Raw genomic sequence first — 19,766 nt, forward strand, 5'->3', positions numbered from 1 at the left:
CCGCGTCAACTCCCACAGGAGGCAGTCCCATGCTGCTCAGAACCCTCGCCATCTCCGCTCTCGTCCTCGGCATGTCCAGCGCCGCCATGGCGGAGCAGGCTCACAAGCATCATCCCAAGCGCGTCAATGTCGAGGCGTTCCAGGCCGATGTTGGCAATGTCGACCATTCCAAGGACGCAATTCTCCCGGACGGCACCATCAACACCGATCCGTCGGTGACAGGTCCGATCCGCGCCGGCGACTCCATTTCCCGCCTGCAATGCGCTGCTGCCCCTAACTCCGTCGGCGCTCGTTCGAGCACCTATAGTGCAGGCTCCGCTTCGCTTTGCCCGTAACGGCGTGATGGCTCGAGCTGGTCTTAAGCCAGCTCGATATCCGTCTGCTTGAACCGGTCGCTTTTCGACAATAGCGGCTGGCGATAATAGCGAGCGCAGGCATAGGTCATGCAATCGTCAAGGCTGAGGCGCGCCATATGGTCGCCTTGGCCATAGCGCTCGTAGGCCTCCGTCGCCAAGGTGGCGGCGCGGGGCGGCACAGCAAGCAGCTGAACGTTCATAAGCTGCAGAAACGTGCGGACAGCTTCGCCGGCCTCGGTCGGCGACAATCCCAAAGTATCGGAGACAAGGATTGCGGCATTCGCCGCGACAAGCGGCGAAGTCATTCGCGCTGTTGCCGGCTGCATGCGGATGGCGAAGGCACGCGCCTCCTCCTCGTCGGTCATCATCGCCGACAGCACTGAAGCGTCGATAAACATCAAATCTCTTCCGCTATGCCGGCGCTTTCGCTTTTGGCGGTGGCCTTCTGTTTGAGATTGCGGCAGAAAGTGACCGCGACGTCGGCAAGCGCCGGCTTGGTCAGCTCCTCATCCAGCGCCTTCTGCAAGGCACGCCGCACGGCTTCCGTCTTGGTCGTGGCCTTGGTCAGCGCCTGATAGCGCCGCGCCAATCGATCAATGGCATCGTCCTTGATGTAAAGCGGCATGGAATATCCCTTTAAATTCTATGGATATCCTTAAGCTCTCTGCGCGAGGAAGGCAATCATGTGCGCCGTTGGCTGTATCCTACTTTCTGCGATATTTAGATGACGATCATCATCTAACGTGATAGGAATGGTCCGAAGATATGGTTTGCTGTCCGTGAGGAGATGTCATGTCCGCTACCGATCCCATCGTCATCGTTTCCGCTACCCGCACGCCGCTGGGCCGTTTCCAGGGAGATCTCTCGCCCTTGCAGGCGCACGAGCTTGGCGCGCATGTCATCCGCGCGGCGCTGAGGCGTGCCGGTCTTTCGGCGGAGAAAGTGGATGAAGTTCTGTTTGGCTGCGTCCTGCCTGCGGGGCAGGGACAGGCGCCGGCCCGACAGGCTGCGCGCGGGGCCGGCCTGCCGGATGCCGTCGGCGCCACCACGATCAACAAGGTCTGCGGTTCCGGCATGAAGGCCACCATGCTGGCGCATGACCTACTTCTCGCTGGTTCGGTCTCGATCGCCGTTGCCGGCGGCATGGAATCCATGTCGAATGCGCCGTATCTGCTGGCCAAGGCTCGCGGCGGCTATCGCATGGGCCATGACCGCATCTTCGATCACATGATGCTCGACGGGCTCGAGGACGCCTACGAGAAGGGCCGTTCCATGGGCGATTTCGGCGAGCTGGCGGTTGAGGCCTATCAGTTTAGCCGCGACGATCAGGATGCTTATGCGGTCGAGACCTTATCGCGCGCCCGTGCCGCAACGGAGAACGGCGCCTTCGAAGCCGAAATCACCCCGGTTTCCATCATGGCGAAGGGCGGCCCCATTACCATTGCCAAGGACGAGCATCCGCAAAAGGTCTCGCCGGAAAAAATCCCGACACTGAAGCCCGCCTTCCGCAAGGATGGCACGATTACGGCGGCCAGCGCCTCAGCCAATGCCGATGGTGCGGCCGCGCTTATCCTGACACGCCGCTCGGTTGCCGAGCGCGAGGGATTGCCCATTCTTGCCGAGATCAAGGCGCATGCGACGCATTCCCAGGAGCCGGCCTGGTACACCACCGCGCCGATCCCGGCGATCCGCAAGCTGCTCGATAAGACCGGATGGAAGATCGGCGATGTCGATCTCTTCGAGATCAACGAGGCCTTCGCCGTTGTCGCCATGGTAGCTGCCAAGGAGCTCGGCATTGCTCGCGATCGTCTCAATGTCAACGGTGGCGCCTGCGCGCTCGGCCATCCCATCGGTGCGACCGGTGCGCGGCTGATCGTGACGCTGCTGCATGCGCTCGAGCGTCAGGGTGCAAGGAAGGGCGTCGCAGCCCTTTGCATCGGCGGCGGCGAGGCAACGGCGATTGCTGTGGAGCGGGTTGGGTAAGCGAATTCGGGCAAGTCAGGTGCATCTGCCGATGCCGCGCCTGCGAGTATGCCCCTCATCCTAGCCCTCTCCCCGCTTGGCGGGGAGAAGGGACGACCGCGCCAGACGGCGAATTTGCAGGCAGATCGTAGGCTATTAGATCAAAGCCCCCTCTCCCCGCTGGCGGGGAGAGGGCAGGAGTGAGGGGCCGCGTGGGTGCGGAGAAGGCGAACAAACGCGGTCGATGTCCTCATTTCACCAACCGCAGCCGGAGTGCGTTGGCGATCACCGAGACCGAGGACAGGCTCATCGCCGCTGCAGCGATCATCGGCGACAGAAGCAGGCCGAAGACCGGATAGAGCACGCCGGCTGCGAGCGGCACGCCGAGCGCATTGTAGCCAAAGGCGAAGGCAAGGTTCTGCTTGATGTTGCGGATGGTCGCTTCCGAGAGGTGGCGCGCCCGCACGATGCCGTTGAGATCGCCCTTCACCAGCGTGATGCCGGCGCTTTCCATGGCGACGTCGGCGCCCGTGCCCATGGCGATGCCAACATCGGCTGATGCAAGCGCGGGAGCGTCGTTGACGCCGTCGCCGGCCATGGCAACGATGCGGCCTTTGGCGCGTAGTTCGTCGATCAGTGCCTTCTTGCCTTCCGGCAGCATGTCGGCGCGTACTTCGTCGATGCCGAGCTGCTTCGCGACGGCAGCGGCGGTCTTGCCGTTGTCGCCGGTTGCCATGACGATGGTCAGGCCGCTCTCATGCAGCGCCTTGATGGCGGCGGCCGTGGTCGGCTTGATCCGGTCGGCGACGGCGACGAGGCCGGCAAGCTTCCTGTCGATGGCGACGAACATGACGGTCTTGCCTTCGCCGCGCAAGCGCTCCGTCTCGGCCTTCAAGGCCTCGATCGAGACGCCAAGATCGGACATCATCGCCGCGTTGCCGAGGGCGATCGCGGCTTCGCCGGTGTGGCCCTCGACGCCTTTGCCTGTCACCGCCGCAAAGCCGGAGATCTCGACGAATCGCGCCTTGCGCTCCTCGGCGCCGGCGACGATCGCTTCGGCAAGCGGGTGTTCTGAGCCGCGCTCCAGGCTGGCAGCAAGCGAGAGCAGGCGGGCCTCGTCTGTGCCTGTCGCGGGGACGATGTCGGTCAGATTCGGCTTGCCCTCGGTCAGCGTGCCTGTCTTGTCGACGATCAGCGTGTCCACCTTGGCGAAGCGTTCCAGCGCCTCGGCATCGCGCACGAGTACGCCCTCATGTGCGCCTCGGCCCGTGGCGATCATGATCGACATAGGCGTTGCCAGCCCCAGCGCACAGGGGCAGGCGATGATCAGCACGGCGACGGCGGCAAGCAGCGCATGCGCCAGCCTCGGCTCCGGCCCGACAAAGGCCCAGACGGCGAAGGCGATAATGGCGGCCGCGACCACAGCCGGCACGAAAACGGCGGAGACGCGATCGACCATCGTCTGGATCGGCGCGCGCGAGCGCTGCGCCTTGGCGACAAGCTCGACGATGCGCGAGAGGGTGGTCTCGGCGCCGACCTTTTCGGCTTGCATGATGAGTCCGCCGTTCCTGTTGATGGTGCCGCCGGTCACGGCGTCGCCCGTGGCCTTTTCGACTGGCAGAGGTTCGCCCGTAATCATCGATTCGTCGACAGTTGATTGCCCTTCGATGACGGAGCCATCCACAGGGACGCGCTCGCCGGGGCGCACGCGTAGCCGGTCGCCGGCCTGGATTTCGTCGACAGGCACATCGGTTTCGCTGCCATCGGCGCCGATGCGCCGTGCTGTTTTCGGGGCGAGATCGAGAAGCGCGCGAATGGCCGAGCCGGTGCGTTCGCGGGCCTTCAGCTCGAGTACCTGGCCGACGAAGACCAATGCGACGATGACGGAAGCCGCCTCGAAATAGACGGGGACGCTCTCACCATGGCCTCGGAAGCTCATGGGAAACAGGCCGGGGGCGAGCGTGGCGATGACGCTATAGAGATAGGCGGTGCCGACGCCGAGACCGATCAGCGTCCACATATTGGGGCTGCGATTGACGAGCGAATTCCAGGCGCGGCGGAAGAAGGGCAGCGCCGCCCAAAGCACGACCGGCGTCGCGAGCAGAAGTTCGACCCATGTGGCAAGAGGTTCGCCGATCCAGTCGCGAATGGGCAAGCCGATCATCGGACCCATGCTGATAACAAGCAGCGGCAGTGATAGGGCGGCGCTGATCCAGAACCGGCGAGTGAAATCGGCAAGCTCCGGGTTCGGGCCGTGATCGGCGGCGGGAACACCCATCGGCTCCAGCGCCATGCCGCATTTCGGGCAGTCGCCGGGATGGTCGCTGATGACCTCGGGGTGCATCGGGCAGGTATAGAGCGTGCCCTTCGGCACCGGCTTTGGCGCCGGTTTGTTACCGTCGAGATAGGAGGCTGGATTTGCCTCGAACTTTGCCTTGCAACTGGCCGAGCAGAAATAGAATTTTTCGCCCTCGTGCTTTAGGAAGTGGCGGGCGGTGGCACGGTCCACCGGCATGCCGCAGACCGGGTCTTTCGCCGTGAGGTAGTTTTCCGGTGCAGCCTGGAACTTTGTACGGCAGCCGTCACTGCAGAAGTGGAAAGTACGGCCGCGATAATCCAGCGATGGCTTGCCAGCATCGGGATCGACGGTCATGCCGCAGACGGGATCGCGGATCACCACATCCTGAATGTCGGCATCATGATGATGGTGATGACCGTGGCCATGATGGCCGTGATCGTGCTCGTTGTGCTGTGCCATGTCTTACTCCTTTGCCCGAAAGGGCGTCGGAAAGCCTTATGAACCTTCCCATCGCTGGAAGGTCAAGACGGAAAATAGTGATTGCCATCCACAGTTCACAGGGTTGCCTTCCTATCTCGCCGCGGACGGCGATGATAAGTTCCGTTAGATCGATGCAATGATGTGATTCCAATGCGATATGATCTGACCACGCTGCAACTTGCCACGCTTCTGCCTGCCATCGTCAAGGCGGAGGATATGTTGGCGCGGCTGGATGAGCGTGTCTTGAGGCATGCGGTGGCGGATGGTTTTCGCGAGCGGGGGCACTTTTTCGATGCCGCTGGTGCGCTCTGGGTCGGCGGCGAACTCGTGCATGTGGAGGATCTCGTCCTGCATGATGCGCGCATGGATACGCGCACACCGACGCACGAGTTGACCATCGCCCATGCGGTGCTGCGTAGCAGGCGCCGCCTTTGGACCGCCGATCCTTCCTGGGGCCTGGAGGCGGCGGGTCTTGCCGTCCTGCGCGGTGACGTCGGCGAAACCGAAGACATCATTGCGCCGCGTTCGACGCCTGCCCCGGCCATGGAGCCGGACGAGCCGGTGGATGGGGAAGACGATTTCGGCGTTGATTTCGCCGAGATCGACGCGATCCTCGCCCGATCCGACAAGATCCTGAATGGCGGCGTTCCGGAAGCTCGGCAGCCGACCGTTGACGTTGACGATCCCCTTGCACTCATCCGTGATGAGGATTGGGATGAGGATGAGCGGCTGGAGAGCTGGCGCGCTGTCATTCGCGAGGCGGATCTGCTGCCGCCCGCTCTCGGCGCGGCGGTGCTTTTCGATGCCTGGGAGCGAATAGAGCCACTGCGGCGGCAGCATTGGCTCGGCGGCTTGCTGGTCAGCGCCTATCTGCGCAGCCGGGGCAAGGTCACATCCCATCTCTTTTGCCTGAATGTCGGCCTGAAAGCCGTCCGTCACGACCGCCGGCGTGCGCCAGATCGCACCACGCGGCTGACAGCCTTTCTCGAAGCCATGGCACTTTCGGCCGATTCAGGTCTGAAGGAGCTCGATCGCCTTTCGCTTGCCCGGCTGCAGATGGAGCTCCGGCTCAAGGATCGGCGGTCCAACAGCAGCTTGCCCGAAGTCATCGATATCGTGCTGTCGCGGCCCATCGTTTCGGCGAAGATGATCGCGCGTCATGTCGGCGTCACCTCCAGAGGTGCGCTCAATCTGGTGGCCGAACTCGGCCTGCGCGAGATGACAGGCCGTGGTCGCTACCGTGGCTGGGGCGTGCTTTGAGGCGCTGCAGCGGCTTGTGCGGGTAGACGCATCCACCTTGCAACCACAACCCTAGTTTTTCGTCCAATGTTACAGTTTGTTACGCTAAGTGGCGCTAAAATGGACAAAATTTAATGGCCATACCAAATTCCTAAGCGGCGCGATGCAAGCTAAGGTCGCGCCATGAATATCGGGGGATCGTCGATCACCCCGAGCTTTGAAGGAAGGTGCGTGAATGGCTCGGACGTTTCGGGTCGTCGTGTGGTTGGCTGTGATTGGCGTGGTTGGGTACGGCGCCTATGCGATCCGCGATCGTTGGCTTGGGCCGGCAGAGAAGCTGCTCGGCTATCAGAGCGCGGCTGCGCCAGGCGAGCAAGCCCAAGGTGAGCGCCGCGGCGGCCAGGGGCAGGGCGGCGGCAGCGGCAGACGGCGCGGCATGTCGCAGTTCGGCGGACCGGTTCCCGTACTTGCTGCCGATGCGACGACCGCCGATGTCCCCGTCTACATCAACGGCGTTGGGTCGGTGAAGGCGCTGAATACAGTGACAGTGCGCCCGCAGGTCAGCGGACGAATTGTCGAAATCAATTTCGTCGAGGGCCAGGACATCAAGAAGGGCGACGTCATCGCCCGCATCGACGATTCCGTCTATAGGGCACAGCTCGATCAGGCAATCGCCAAGAAGGCGCAGGACGAAGCTTTGCTCGCGGGTGCCCAGCGCGATCTAGCCCGCTACCAGATGATGGTGAAGAGCGCATCCGGTACGCAGCAACAGGTCGATACGCAGACTTCGCTGGTGGCCCAATATACCGCACAGGTCCAGGCGGATGTGGCTGCTATCGAGAGTGCGCAAGCAACGCTCGATTATACGACGATCAGGGCAGCCTTCGATGGGCGCACCGGCATCCGCAACGTCGATGTCGGCAATCTCGTCAGCTCGTCCGATGCGACCGGCATCGTAACGCTCTCGCAGATCAAGCCGATCTCCGTGCTGTTTTCCATTCCGCAGCAACAGCTTGCCCGCGTCAATGCGGCCAGTGCGGCCGGAACGCTTTCCGTTCAGGCTTTGGGCAACGATGGCGAGACGGTAGTCGACAATGGTTCGCTTGGAGTGGTCGACAATCAGGTCGATCCCACCACCGGCACGGTCAAGCTGAAGGCGAATTTCCCCAACGACAAGCTGGCGTTGTGGCCCGGTGCCTTCGTCAATGCCCGCCTGCTTGTGGAGACGCTGAAGGGCGTTACCGTCATTCCGAGCGGCGCCGTGCAGCGTGGCCCGAACGGAACCTTCGTCTATATCATCGGCCAGGACCAGACTGTTGCGATGAAGCCGGTGAAGGTGCGCCAGCAGGACGATACGCTTGCGGTCATCGCCGATGGCGTGACGCTCGGTGACAAGGTGGTGACGACCGGTTTCGCGCGGCTTCAGAATGGGTCGAAGGTGCAGATTTCGGCCAATCCGGATCAGGCGTCGCCGGCTGTTCCGTCAACCGACAATAACGGGCAGCCTGTTGCAGAGAACGACCAACAGAATGCTGCTTCAGGCACCGCAAATGCGAGCGAACGTCCGCATCGCCGCCACAACGGCCAGGGTGGTCAAGGCGGCCAAGGGCAGGGCGGTGCCGGCGGTCATAATGGCCATCGCGGCCAGGATGGTCAGTCAGCCGCCGCTGGCGAACAGGGTGCGGATACGGGCGGCGGCTCGGCCTCCAACAATTCCTCGGCTACGCCGACGCAGCAACAATGAACGTCTCGTCGCTCTTCATCTCCCGACCGATCGCCACCTCGCTCCTCGGGGTGGCGGTGCTCTTGGGCGGCATTCTCGGTTTTCTCTTCCTGCCGGTCGCGCCGTTGCCGCAGGTGGATTTTCCGACGATCCAAGTGACGACGCAGCTTCCGGGTGCCGATCCCGATACGATGGCGGCGCTTGTGACGGCGCCGCTGGAGCGGCCGCTCGGCCAAATCCCGTCGCTAGCTTCGATGACCTCGTCGAGCGCCTTTGGCATCAGCCAGATCACGCTCCAGTTCGATCTCGGCCGCGATATCGATGGCGCGGCGCAGGATGTTCAGGCGGCCATCAATGCTGCCGGATCGACCTTGCCGCGCACGCTTCCCTATCCGCCGACCTATTCGAAGGTGAACCCCGCCGATACGCCGATCGTGACGCTGGCTCTGCGCTCCAACAGCTATTCGATCCGCGAGCTCAGCGATTTTGCCGATACCATGATGGCGCAGCGCCTGAGCGAAGTGTCGGGGGTCGGCGACGTCAATATCCAGGGTGGCGTCAAGCCTGCCATCCGCATCCAGGCGGATCTGCCGCGTCTTGCCTCCTATGGACTTGCCCTGGAGGACATCCGTACGGCGATCACCAATGCCAGCGTTGCCGGTGCGAAGGGTTCGCTCGACGGCACGCAGCAAAGCTTCACGCTTGCCGCCAACGACCAGATCGTCGATCCGAACGTCTATAAATCGGTCATCGTTGCCTACCGCAACAGCGCGCCGGTGCAATTGAAGGACGTCGCAACCGTCGTCGAAGGACTGGAAAACAACCGCGTCGGCGCCTGGTATCAGGGCCAGCCCGCCGTCATTCTCGATATCATGCGTCAGCCGGGCGCCAACGTCATCCAGACGGTCGAGAATGTGCTGAAGCAGATCCCAAAGCTGAAGCAGGCGATGCCGGCCGGCGTCTCCCTTGATATCGTCAATGATCGCACCGAGACCATCCGCGCTTCGATCCATGATGTGCAATGGACGCTGGTTATCAGCATCGGTCTTGTCATCCTCGTCGTCCTGCTCTTCCTGCGGACGATGACGGCGACCTTCATTGCTGGCGTCGCGCTGCCGCTGTCGCTGATTGCCACTTTCGGCGTCATGTGGTTCGCCGGCTTCAGTCTCGACAATCTCTCGCTGATGGCACTGACGATCGGCACCGGCTTCGTCGTCGACGACGCCATCGTGATGATCGAGAACATCGCGCGCCATATCGAAGAGGGCGAAAATCCGATGCAGGCGGCGCTGAAGGGTGCCGGCGAAATCGGCTTCACGATCATTTCGCTGACCGTCTCGCTGGTTGCGGTCTTCATTCCACTGCTGTTCATGACTGGCATTGTCGGCCGCATGTTCCGCGAATTCGCACTGACGCTCACCATTGCCGTCGTCGTGTCGGCCGTGGTCTCGCTGACGCTCACGCCGATGATGTGCGCGCGTATCTTGCGCAAGCCGAAAGAGCATCAGGGCGGCTTTCTGGCCGGTGCCGACCGTTTCACCGACTGGATGGTTGAAGGCTATCGGCGCAGCCTTGTCTGGGCCGTGGATCGCAGCCCTCTCATGCTGCTGATGACGGTGGTGACGCTGGCTGCGACGATCGCGCTTTATGTCGTCATCCCCAAGGGCTTTCTGCCGGCGCAGGACACGGGCCTCATCACCGCCGTCATCGAAGCCGAGCCGACGACCTCCTTCGAAATCATGAAGCAGATCCAGGCTGATGTGACCGACCGGCTGCGCAAGGATCCGGATGTTGCCGGCGTCGTTGCCGTCATAGGCGCCAGCGCGAGCAATCTGACGCTCAACACCGGCAATCTCAGTCTCGTGCTGAAGCCGCGGAGTGAGCGTAACGCGTCCGCCGATAAGATCATCGAGAGGATGCGCGGCGAGGTGACGGGCTTGCCCGGCATCCACGTCACCTTCCAGAGCGTGCGCGACATCTCGATCAGCACCAGGGCCAGCCGTGCGCCCTACCAATATACCCTTACGGGCACGGACACGAATACGGTGGTCGACTGGGCGCAGAAGCTTGTCCAGCGGCTGCAGGAAAGCCCGAAGCTGACGGATGTCGCCTCCGAAGTGGAGATGGGCGGCGGGCGTATCTTCGTCGATGTCAATCGCGAGACTGCTTCGCGGCTCGGTGTATCGATGCAGGCTGTCAGCGATACTTTGAATGATGCCTTCGGCCAGCGGCAGATCGCGACGATCTACGGCCAGGCCAACCAGTATCGCGTCATCCTGGAGGCGGCACCGCTATATCAGTCGGATCCGAAATCTCTCGACAAACTCTATGTCGCCGGCGCCAGCGACACGCAGGTGCCGCTCAACGCCTTCACGACGGCGAGTTTCACGACCGCGCCGCTGGTCATCAGCCATGATGAGCAGTTCCCGGCCGTGACGCTCAGCTTCGATCTCGCCAAGGGGGCGTCGCTCAGCGATGCCGTCGCCGAGATCAAGGCGGCGGAGCTGGATGTCGGCATGCCCGATAATATCCAGCGCAAATATTCCGGCGATGCCGAAGAGTTTGCATCCTCGCTCGCGGGTGAACCCTGGCTGATCCTGGCGGCAGTCGTGACGATCTATATCGTGCTCGGCCTGCTCTATGAGAGTGCCGTGCATCCGGTGACGATCCTGTCGACACTGCCTTCGGCCGGTGTCGGCGCGCTGCTGGCGTTGATGCTGTTCGGGCAGGATCTGTCGATTATCGCGCTCATCGGCATCGTGCTCCTGATGGGTATCGTCAAGAAGAATGCGATCATGATGATCGACTTCGCGTTGGAGGCGGAGCGCAAGGAAGGCCTGGAGCCGCGCGAGGCCATTCTGAAAGCCTCGATCCTGCGTTTCCGGCCGATCATGATGACCACGCTCGCAGCACTCTTCGGCGCGCTGCCGCTGGCACTGGCGCAGGGCACGGGCGCCGAGCTGCGTATTCCGCTTGGCATCACCATCATCGGCGGTCTCGTGTTGTCACAACTCCTGACGCTCTATACGACGCCGGTGATCTATCTCGCCTTCGAGCGCCTGCGCGCCAAGATCGTCGGCCGCACTAGTGGCATGCCGAGCGCCGAGATGAACGAATTGGCGGGTGGCGAGAGATGAACATCTCCGAGCCGTTTATCAAACGCCCTGTCGGGACGACGCTTCTGGCGATCGGGCTGATGATCCTCGGCATCGTTGCCTATCGCTTCCTGCCAGTCGCGAGCCTGCCGACCGTCGATCTGCCGACAATCGTCGTTTCCTCAAGCCGCCCAGGGGCCGATCCGGCCAGTATGGCGGCGAGCGTGGCCGCCCCACTGGAGCGTCATCTCGGGACCATTGCCGGCGTTACGCAATTGACGTCCGTCAGCTCGCTCGGCTCGAGTACGATCATCGTCCAGTTCGATCTCTCGCGTAGCGTGGATGGTGCGGCGCAGGATGTGCAGGCGGCGTTGAACGCGGCTGCGACGGACCTGCCCGGCGATCTGCCCACTCTCCCGTCCTTCCGCAAGATCAATCCGGCGGCGGCCCCGGTTCTCATCCTGGCGCTGACCTCAGACAATGTCTCTCCGAGCGCTATTTATGATGCGGCGGATACAGTTGTGGTGCAGCGCATCTCGCAGGTCGATGGCGTCGGCGGGGTGACCGTGAGCGGCGCCGATCAACCCGCCATCCGCGTCCGGCTGGATCCGGACCGGCTTTCGGCGATGGGCCTGTCGCTCGATGCCGTTCGCACGGCGATCGTCAACGCCAACGTGCTCGGGCCTTTCGGTTCGATCGACGGTGCCGGCGGCGCTTTCTCCGTTGCCGTCAACAGCCAGTTGAAGACGCCGGAAGCCTACGGACGGATCATCGTACAGAGCGGGGATGGCACCGCCGTTCGCCTCTCCGACATCGCCACTGTCGAGCCTGGGGTGCGCAACAGCCGCTCGGATGCCTGGTATGACGGCAAGCCAGCCGTGCTGCTCAACATCACCAAGCAGGCGGATGCGAACGTCATCGCCACCGTCGATGGCGTCAAGCAGCTGATCCCCGAACTGCAGCGGCTCATTCCCGCCGGTGTGAATATCTCGATCCTTTCCGATCGCACGACGACGATCCATGCCAGCGTCAACGACATGCAGTGGACGCTGCTTGCCACCATTTGTCTGGTCATGGCCGTCGTCTTCGTGTTCCTGCGGCGCACTACCCCCACAGTCGCTGCCGGCGTCACTGTGCCGCTATCGCTCGCCGGCACTTTTGCCGCGATGTGGCTCTTCGGGCTGTCGATCGACAATCTCTCGCTGATGGCGCTTGCCGTATCCGTCGGCTTCGTCGTCGATGATGCCATCGTCATGATCGAGAATATCTATGCCAATCTGGAAACGGGCATGAAGCCGATGCGGGCAGCGCTCGAAGGCGCCAAGCAGATCGGCTTTACCGTCATTTCCATCAGCCTGTCGCTGCTTGCCGCCTTCATTCCACTATTCTTCATGGGCGGCATCGTCGGTCGCTTCTTCCAGACCTTCTCGCTGACGCTCGGCTTTACCATCGTCGTTTCGACGCTCGTGTCCCTGACGCTGACGCCGATGATCTGCGGCCATCGCCTGCGCCAGCACGATATCGATGCCCGGCCTGGCCTGTTCGGCCGCATCGTCGAGGGCACACTGGGTGCGATTACCGGCTTTTATGGCCGGACGCTACGGGCGGTGCTGCACCACCGTTTCCTTTCCGTGGTCGTCATCATCGCTTGCGTGGTCATGTCGGGCTATCTCTACGTCAAGGTTCCGAAGGGCTTCATTCCGCAGGACGATACCGGTTTCATCCAGGGCGGAACGCAGGCTGCGACCGATATTTCCTATCCCGCCATGGTCAAGCTGCAGCAACAGGCGGCGGATATCGCTTCGAAGGATCCCGCCGTTTCCGGTATTGGCTCTTCCGTCGGCGGTGGCGGCTTTTCCAGCTCCATCAATCGTGGCCAGCTTTTCATCTCGCTGAAGCCGGAATCGGAGCGTGCGCCAACAGCCGAGGTCATAGACAGGCTGCGCAAGCAGCTGATGGCCGTTCCCGGCCTCAGCACCTTCCTGTTTTCGCCGGGCGATATCCGCGCCGGCGCGCGCCAGTCGCAATCGCAGTATCAGTTCACGCTCTGGGGTGCGAATTACGATGAGCTGGTGGAATGGGCGCCCAAGGTGCTGGAGCGGATGCAGGCCCTGCCGGGATTGACCGATGTCGCGACCGACAGGCAGCCCAACGGCCTGCAGGCGACCGTCAATATCGACCGCAGTCTTGCCTCCCAGCTCGGCGTCAACATCCAGTCTATCGATTCCGCGCTCAACAATGCCTTCGCGCAGCGGCAGATCTCGACGATCTACACGCAGCGCAACCAGTATCGCGTCGTGCTGGAGGCGGACCCGAACTATGCGCTCGATCCGCATGACATTTCGAAGCTCTACGTGCCCGCCTCCGGCGGTACGCAGGTGCCGTTGAGCGCAGTGGCGTCGATCGACCGCACGCTGGCGCCGCTGGTGGTCAATCACCAGGGTCAATATCCCTCCGTCACCATCTCCTACAATCTGGCGCTCAACACGCCGCTGCAGGTCGCCAACGATGCCATCCAGAAGGCTGTGCTGGACATGCACCTGCCCGACACGCTGCATGCGGATTTCGCCGGCGATGCGGCGAGCGTCACCCAATCTTCCGGCAGCCAGCCGCTCTTGCTGCTGGCGGCACTGCTGACGGTCTATATCGTCCTCGGCATCCTCTATGAGAGCCTGGCGCATCCGCTGACGATCATCTCGACGCTGCCGTCCGCCGGCCTCGGCGCGCTGCTGGCGCTTGCGATCAGCGGTACCGAGCTGACGATCATCGCCTTCATCGGCATCATCCTGCTGATCGGCATCGTCAAGAAGAACGGCATCATGATGGTGGACTTCGCGCTGCAGGGCGAGCGCATACTCGGCCTGTCTTCGGAAGAGGCCATTTATCAGGCGTGCCTGAAGCGTTTCCGGCCGATCCTGATGACGACGCTGGCAGCATTGATGGGCGCCATCCCGCTGATCATCGCCACCGGCCCCGGTTCGGAGCTGCGACGCCCGCTCGGGATCACCATCGTCGGCGGCCTCGTCGTGTCGCAGGTGCTGACGCTCTATACCACGCCGATCATCTACCTGATGCTTGCCAAGCTGCATGCGAAATGGTCGCCGAAGGCGCAAGCTTCGGCACCGCCAATATCGCCGCAATCAACTTGAGCGGTTAGAGCGTGATGCTGAAAAGTGTGAGGCGATTTCGAACGGCATAACGCTCTATTTCGTTGATTTCAGAGCAGATTCAGATTTTAGGTCGGCTCGACCTAAAATCATCCGGCTCTAGCGATGTATGGACGGACCGGATCAGCCCTTATAGTCCCACGGATTGACGACAGTTATTCCGGTGTCCAGGAAATCGGACACATTGCGGGTGGCAAGGGTTGCTCCTCGCGACGTTACAATTGCGGCGATCTGAGCATCGAATTGGCTGATCGGCTTGCCGGCCCGACGCCGCGATGTTGCAATGAAGGAATAAGCTCCTGCGGCTTCGCTATCGAAGGGTAAAGCTCTTCCGGCGAAATCCTCTTCGAATATGGGGAGAATAGCAGCTTCCAATTCGCTTCGGTGTCGGCCCATAGGCAGCAGCCGGAGTCCGTAAAGGATTTCCGCCTGCGTCGTTGCCGTCGTAAAGATGGAAAGAGAAGGCTGAGCGGCCAGCCACGCTTCAACCATTGGCGATGGCGATGGGTGCCAATAGGTCAGAAATGACATTTGTGTCGAGAATGATCATGGATCGAGATCGACCAGGCGGATCGGTTCATGGGGAGCCATATCCAGCAGGACCCCACCACTAGCAGCCATGCGACGACGGATTGTTTCAGCCAAATTGGGCTGACGCTTTTCTTCCGTCAACAAGGCCGCCCGCAGAATGTCTCGCGCCTCATCCTCCATCGATCGCCCGTGTGCGGCGGCGCGAATGCGGAGCCGGGTCTTTAAATGATCGTCGATGTTGCGGATCGTCATACTGGCCATAGAAATACCCTGTCATCAATGATTGCACATTAATCATTGATGACAAATTTGGTAATTCAAGACGACACATCCGGTGCCTGATCGAGATCTCCACTCGCTCTCTTTCGAGAGAGAGCGAGTGGAGAGGCCTTAATGCGCCACGTCAGGGTTGGTGGCCTCCGGAGCTGCCGTCGACCGAACATTGCCCTTGAAGACACGGCGGACGGAGACGAAGAGCAGCGGGATGAAGAAGATGCCGAGTACGGTTGCCGAGATCATGCCGCCCATGACGCCGATACCGATCGAATTCTGGCTGCCGGAACCGGCCCCGTTGGCGACCGCCAGCGGCAGCACGCCGAGGATGAAGGCAAGCGAGGTCATCAGGATCGGTCGCAAGCGCTGGCGGGATGCTTCCAGCGTTGCGTCGATCAGGCTTTTGCCCTGGTTCTGCTGCTCGATGGCGAATTCGACGATCAGGATGGCGTTCTTTGCCGCCAGACCGATTGTTGTCAGCAGGCCCACCTTGAAGTAGACGTCGTTCGACTGACCGAAGATGGTTGCGGCCAGCAGTGCGCCGAAGATGCCGATCGGGACCGACAGCATGACGGCAAGCGGGATCGACCAGCTCTCATAAAGGGCGGCAAGCGCCAGGAAGACGACCAGGATCGAAATCGCGTAGAGCTGGCTTGCTTGGTTACCCGAGAGCTTTTCCTGAGCGGACAGGCTGGTCCATTCGTGGCTGAAGCCAGGCGGCAGGCTTGCCATGATCTTGTCGATCTCGTTCATGGCGTCGCCCGAGGAGACGCCAGGCGCCGCGGAGCCGAGGATTTCGACCGCGGACGAGCCGTTATAGCGCTCCAGACGCGGTGAACCGTAGGTCCATTCGCCGCTCGAGAAAGCGGAGAATGGCACCATGTCGCCGCCGGAATTGCGCACATACCAGCGGCCCAGGTCTTCGGGCTGCATGCGGAAATCCTTGTCGGCCTGGACATACACCTTCTTGACGCGGCCGCGGTCGATGAAGTCGTTGACGTAGGTGCCGCCCCAGGCCGTCGATAGCGTCGTGTCGATATCCGAAAGGCCGATGTTCAGTGCGCTTGCCTTTTCCTGATCGATATTCACGGAATATTGCGGCGTGTCTTCCTGGCCGTTCGGGCGCGTTCCGAGCAGCTTATGGTTCTGTGCGGCTGCCCCAAGCAGCTGATTACGGGCCGCTATGAGTGCATCATGGCCAGCGCCATTGATATCCTTGATGAAGAAATCGAAGCCGCTCGAGCTGCCGAAGCCGGGGATTGCCGGCGGTGCCAGCGCGAAGACGCTACCGTCCTTGATCTTGGAAAAGGCTCCCATGGCGCGACCGGCGATGGCTTGTGCCTTCGACTGCGGTGTCTTGCGCTGATCGAAATCCTTCAACCTGACGAAGACGAGGCCGACATTCTGGCCCTGGCCGCTGAATCCGAATCCGGCGACCGCGAATGCGCCCTCGACATAGTCCTTCTCGTTGTTGAGATAGTAATCTCTCACCTGGTCGAGCACCGCCCAGGTACGGGAATCCGTGGCGCCTGGAGGCAGCTGGATCGCCGTCAGCAAAATGCCCTGGTCTTCCTCCGGAAGGAAGGAGCTCGGCAGGCGGTTGAACAGGACGGCCACTGCGCCGCCGATCAAGACGAACACCAGCAGGAAGACGATGCTCAGCCGGATCATGCCGTGCACGCCGCGCTGATATCCTCTCGTTCCCCGCTCGAAATTGCGGTTGAACCAGCCGAACACGCCCTTTTCCTTCGCACCATGTTTGGGCTGCCTGAGAATGGTGGCGCACAAGGCCGGCGTGAGGATAAGCGCGACGATGACTGATAGCACCATCGCCGAGACGATCGTCACCGAGAACTGCCGGTAGATGATGCCGACCGAACCGGAGAAGAAGGCCATCGGGATGAACACGGCCGACAAGACCGTGGCGATGCCGATCAGCGCGCCTGTGATTTCCTGCATCGACTTGATCGTCGCCTCGCGCGGCGACAACCCCTCTTCCTCCATCACGCGCTCGACATTTTCGACGACGACGATGGCGTCGTCGACCAGAAGGCCGATCGCCAGCACCATGCCGAACATGGTCAATGTGTTGATGGAATAGCCGAACATCGCCAGCACGCCGAAGGTGCCGAGCAGGACGACAGGGACGGCGAGCGTCGGGATCAGCGTGGCGCGCAGGTTCTGCAGGAAGACGAACATGACGATGAAGACGAGCACGATGGCTTCGAACAGCGTCTTGACCACGTCCTCGATAGAAAGCTTCACGAAGGGCGTCGTATCGTAGGGATAGACGATCTCCACGTTCGGCGGCAGGGTCTCGCTCATATTGCCGATGGCTGTCCGCACCGCTTCGGCCGTATTGATGGCGTTGGCGCCGGAGGCGAGCATCACCGCGAGGCCGGCGGAGGGATGGCCGTTATAGGTGGTCGACGTCGTATAGCTGTCTGCGCCGAGTTCCACGGTGGCGACATCGTTGATGCGTACCAGCGAGCCGTCGGACTGGCTTTTCAGGATGATGTTTTCGAACTGCTGCGGCGTCTGCAGGCGGCTCTTTGCGGTGACCGTCGCATTGAGCTGCTGGCCCTTGCGCTGCGGCAAGGCACCCAGCTGGCCAGCCGAGACCTGCGAGTTCTGGGCCTGGATTGCGCTCGTTACGTCGCTCACCATCAGCTGATATTTGGCAAGCTTGTCCGGATCCACCCAGATGCGCATGGCATAGCCGGCACCGAAGATCTGCGTATTGCCGACGCCTTCGATACGCTTCAGCGTGTCGTTCAGGGTGCTGGAGACGTAATCGGCAAGATCGTTCGAGTTGAGCTTGCCATCCGTCGACACGAAGCCGACGACCATCAGAAAGTTCGAGGTCGATTTCGAAACGGTGATGCCGGTATTTTGAACGGTCTGCGGCAGCTGGGCGGTGACGAGCTGCAGCTTGTTCTGCACCTGCATCTGCGCGACGTCAGGATCGGCCTTGTTGGTGAAGGTCAACGAGATCGAGGCCTGACCCGTCGAGGTCGAGGTCGATGTCATGTAGTCGAGATTGTCGATGCCGGTCATGCCCTGCTCGATGACCTTGGTCACCGAGTTTTCAACGGTTGCGGCGTCAGCCCCGGAATAGGTGGCGCTGATGCTGACTGTCGTCGGGGCGATCTGCGGATATTGCGAAATCGACAGCGTGAAGATCGAAAGTGTGCCCGCCAGCATGATGACGATGGCGATCACCCAGGCGAAGATCGGCCTGTCGATGAAAAAACGAGACATCGTCTAACCTCACTTCTGGACGCCGGAGGCGGCTTTCATATCGGTCTTTTCCAGGCCGGCCTGCTCCGCGGACGGCTTGCTATCGGCGGCAGCCTGCTTCACTTCGCCGGTCGCATCGTCAATCGTTACCGGAGAAACGGTGACTTCCTGACCGTCGCGAACACGCTGGACGCCTTCGACGATCACGCGATCGCCATCGGCAACGCCCTGGTTGACAAGCCAGCTGTTGCCGATGCTGCGTTCCACCTTCAACACCCGCTGCTGCACCTTGCCCTCGGCGGTCACGAACATGGCGATCGGCTCGCCCTTCGTGTTGCGGGTCACGGCACGCTGCGGCACGAGGAAGCTGTTTTCGGCAATGCCTTCCTGAATGGTGGCGCGCACATACATGCCCGGCAGCAGGATGCGATCCGGATTGGGGAAGACGGCGCGCACGGTGATGGTGCCGACCGTTTCCGCAACGGAGGATTCGGCAAATTCCAGTTTGCCGGTTTCCTTGTATTGGCTGCCGTCCTCAAGCGTCAGATGCACGGAAACGTTGTCGCCGCTCGTTTTCAGCCGGCCGTCGGCGACGGCGCGGCGGAATTCGAGCAGGTTGGTGCTCGACTGCGTGACGTCGACATTGATCGGATCGAGCTGGCGAATGGTGGTCAGTGCCGTGGTCTGATCGGCAGTCACGAGTGCGCCGACGGTAACGGTGGAGGCATCGACGCGGCCGGAGATCGGCGCTCTCATCTTGGTATAATCGAGATTGATGCGAGCTGTCTCGAGCGCCGCCTTGGCAGAGGCGACATCGGCCTGTGCCTGGACGAGCGTGGACTGCGCGTCATCGAAATCCTGCTTGCTGACCGCATTCTGGGCGCTCAGGCCCTTGTAGCGGTCGAGCTTGGCCTGGGCGCTGGGCACGGCGCCCTCCGCCTTCTGCAACGAGGCTGCGGCGCTGTCATACGATGCCTGATAAGAGGACGGATCGATCTCATAGAGCACATCGCCTTCCCGGACCTCGCTGCCCTCCTTGAAGTTGCGGCTGCGGATGATGCCGCCAACCTGCGGCCGCACTTCGGCGACGAGGTAGGCGCTGGTGCGGCCAGGCAGTTCGGCGGTGATGGCAACGGATTGCGGATGCAGCGACATCGCGCTCACTTCCGTTTTGACGGCGGGAGCAGTGCTCTGGGCGGAATTCTGCTGGTTGCAGCCCACCAGCAACATCGCGGCGACAATTCCGACGGCGGTCAGCGATCCGCGGCCAACCGGAAGGCGGGCTGATATCACCGGATTTGCGGGTACAGAAGTGGGAGGGGCGAGCTTTCGCACGTTGCTATTTCCTGTTGCCTTATTTATAGTACCAAGTCGTACAGAAAATATTTGTACTGCTTCAAA

General features: G+C 61.8%; 12 protein-coding genes and 1 pseudogene. 6 read left to right on the plus strand and 7 right to left on the minus strand.

What is annotated here, in order from left to right; genetic code table 11:
• The first annotated feature begins 29 nt into the window (after positions 1-29).
• The gene (locus FBZ99_RS26945) at positions 30-335 is read left to right on the plus strand and encodes a hypothetical protein (RefSeq protein WP_112341489.1); all 306 of its coding nucleotides are present in this window, start codon (positions 30-32) and stop codon (positions 333-335) included.
• A 23-nt stretch (positions 336-358) separates the two neighbouring features.
• On the opposite strand, the gene FBZ99_RS26950 is transcribed toward FBZ99_RS26945, so the two are convergent.
• Positions 359-754, minus strand: a complete 396-nt coding sequence (locus FBZ99_RS26950) for a type II toxin-antitoxin system VapC family toxin (protein ID WP_113353751.1) — start codon at positions 752-754, stop codon at positions 359-361.
• Positions 754-981, minus strand: coding sequence for a type II toxin-antitoxin system VapB family antitoxin (locus FBZ99_RS26955; RefSeq protein WP_145635859.1), 228 nt, complete (start codon positions 979-981; stop codon positions 754-756). Before FBZ99_RS26955 ends, FBZ99_RS26950 begins: the two co-directional genes overlap by 1 nt.
• A 167-nt stretch (positions 982-1,148) precedes the next feature.
• Here FBZ99_RS26955 and FBZ99_RS26960 point away from each other — a divergent pair, with 167 nt between their 5' ends.
• On the plus strand, positions 1,149-2,339 hold the full coding sequence (locus tag FBZ99_RS26960) for an acetyl-CoA C-acyltransferase (protein WP_145635862.1): 1,191 nt from the start codon (positions 1,149-1,151) through the stop codon (positions 2,337-2,339).
• Between the two features lie 229 nt (positions 2,340-2,568).
• On the opposite strand, the gene FBZ99_RS26965 is transcribed toward FBZ99_RS26960, so the two are convergent.
• Positions 2,569-5,076 (minus strand): heavy metal translocating P-type ATPase, encoded by a 2,508-nt coding sequence (locus FBZ99_RS26965; RefSeq protein WP_113353748.1) that lies wholly within the window; start codon positions 5,074-5,076, stop codon positions 2,569-2,571.
• Between the two features lie 171 nt (positions 5,077-5,247).
• Here FBZ99_RS26965 and FBZ99_RS26970 point away from each other — a divergent pair, with 171 nt between their 5' ends.
• The 4 genes from FBZ99_RS26970 to FBZ99_RS26985 all read left to right on the plus strand — a co-directional run bounded on the left by FBZ99_RS26970 (position 5,248) and on the right by FBZ99_RS26985 (position 14,303).
• Positions 5,248-6,357, plus strand: a complete 1,110-nt coding sequence (locus FBZ99_RS26970; RefSeq protein WP_113353747.1) for an RHE_PE00001 family protein — start codon at positions 5,248-5,250, stop codon at positions 6,355-6,357.
• Positions 6,358-6,571: 214 nt separating this feature from the next.
• The gene (locus FBZ99_RS26975) at positions 6,572-8,080 is read left to right on the plus strand and encodes an efflux RND transporter periplasmic adaptor subunit (RefSeq protein WP_113353746.1); all 1,509 of its coding nucleotides are present in this window, start codon (positions 6,572-6,574) and stop codon (positions 8,078-8,080) included.
• The gene (locus FBZ99_RS26980; RefSeq protein ID WP_113353745.1) at positions 8,077-11,196 is read left to right on the plus strand and encodes an efflux RND transporter permease subunit; all 3,120 of its coding nucleotides are present in this window, start codon (positions 8,077-8,079) and stop codon (positions 11,194-11,196) included. Before FBZ99_RS26975 ends, FBZ99_RS26980 begins: the two co-directional genes overlap by 4 nt.
• The gene (locus tag FBZ99_RS26985; protein ID WP_145635865.1) at positions 11,193-14,303 is read left to right on the plus strand and encodes an efflux RND transporter permease subunit; all 3,111 of its coding nucleotides are present in this window, start codon (positions 11,193-11,195) and stop codon (positions 14,301-14,303) included. Before FBZ99_RS26980 ends, FBZ99_RS26985 begins: the two co-directional genes overlap by 4 nt.
• 141 nt (positions 14,304-14,444) lie before the next feature.
• On the opposite strand, the pseudogene FBZ99_RS26995 reads toward FBZ99_RS26985, so the two are convergent.
• The 4 genes and pseudogenes from FBZ99_RS26995 to FBZ99_RS27010 all read right to left on the minus strand — a co-directional run bounded on the left by FBZ99_RS26995 (position 14,445) and on the right by FBZ99_RS27010 (position 19,700).
• Positions 14,445-14,871: pseudogene (locus FBZ99_RS26995) on the minus strand (type II toxin-antitoxin system VapC family toxin).
• Positions 14,868-15,113: a FitA-like ribbon-helix-helix domain-containing protein gene (locus tag FBZ99_RS27000; protein WP_113353742.1), complete on the minus strand. Its 246-nt coding sequence runs from the start codon at positions 15,111-15,113 to the stop codon at positions 14,868-14,870. The pseudogene FBZ99_RS26995 and the gene FBZ99_RS27000 overlap by 4 nt, the downstream one beginning before the upstream one ends.
• Positions 15,114-15,242: 129 nt before the next feature.
• On the minus strand, positions 15,243-18,386 hold the full coding sequence (locus FBZ99_RS27005; RefSeq protein WP_145635868.1) for an efflux RND transporter permease subunit: 3,144 nt from the start codon (positions 18,384-18,386) through the stop codon (positions 15,243-15,245).
• 9 nt (positions 18,387-18,395) lie between these two features.
• On the minus strand, positions 18,396-19,700 hold the full coding sequence (locus FBZ99_RS27010; RefSeq protein WP_281408413.1) for an efflux RND transporter periplasmic adaptor subunit: 1,305 nt from the start codon (positions 19,698-19,700) through the stop codon (positions 18,396-18,398).
• Positions 19,701-19,766: the final 66 nt, after the last annotated feature.

The sequence above is a fragment of the Rhizobium sp. ERR 1071 genome (assembly GCF_007828675.1).
Lineage (GTDB): Bacteria > Pseudomonadota > Alphaproteobacteria > Rhizobiales > Rhizobiaceae > Rhizobium > Rhizobium dioscoreae.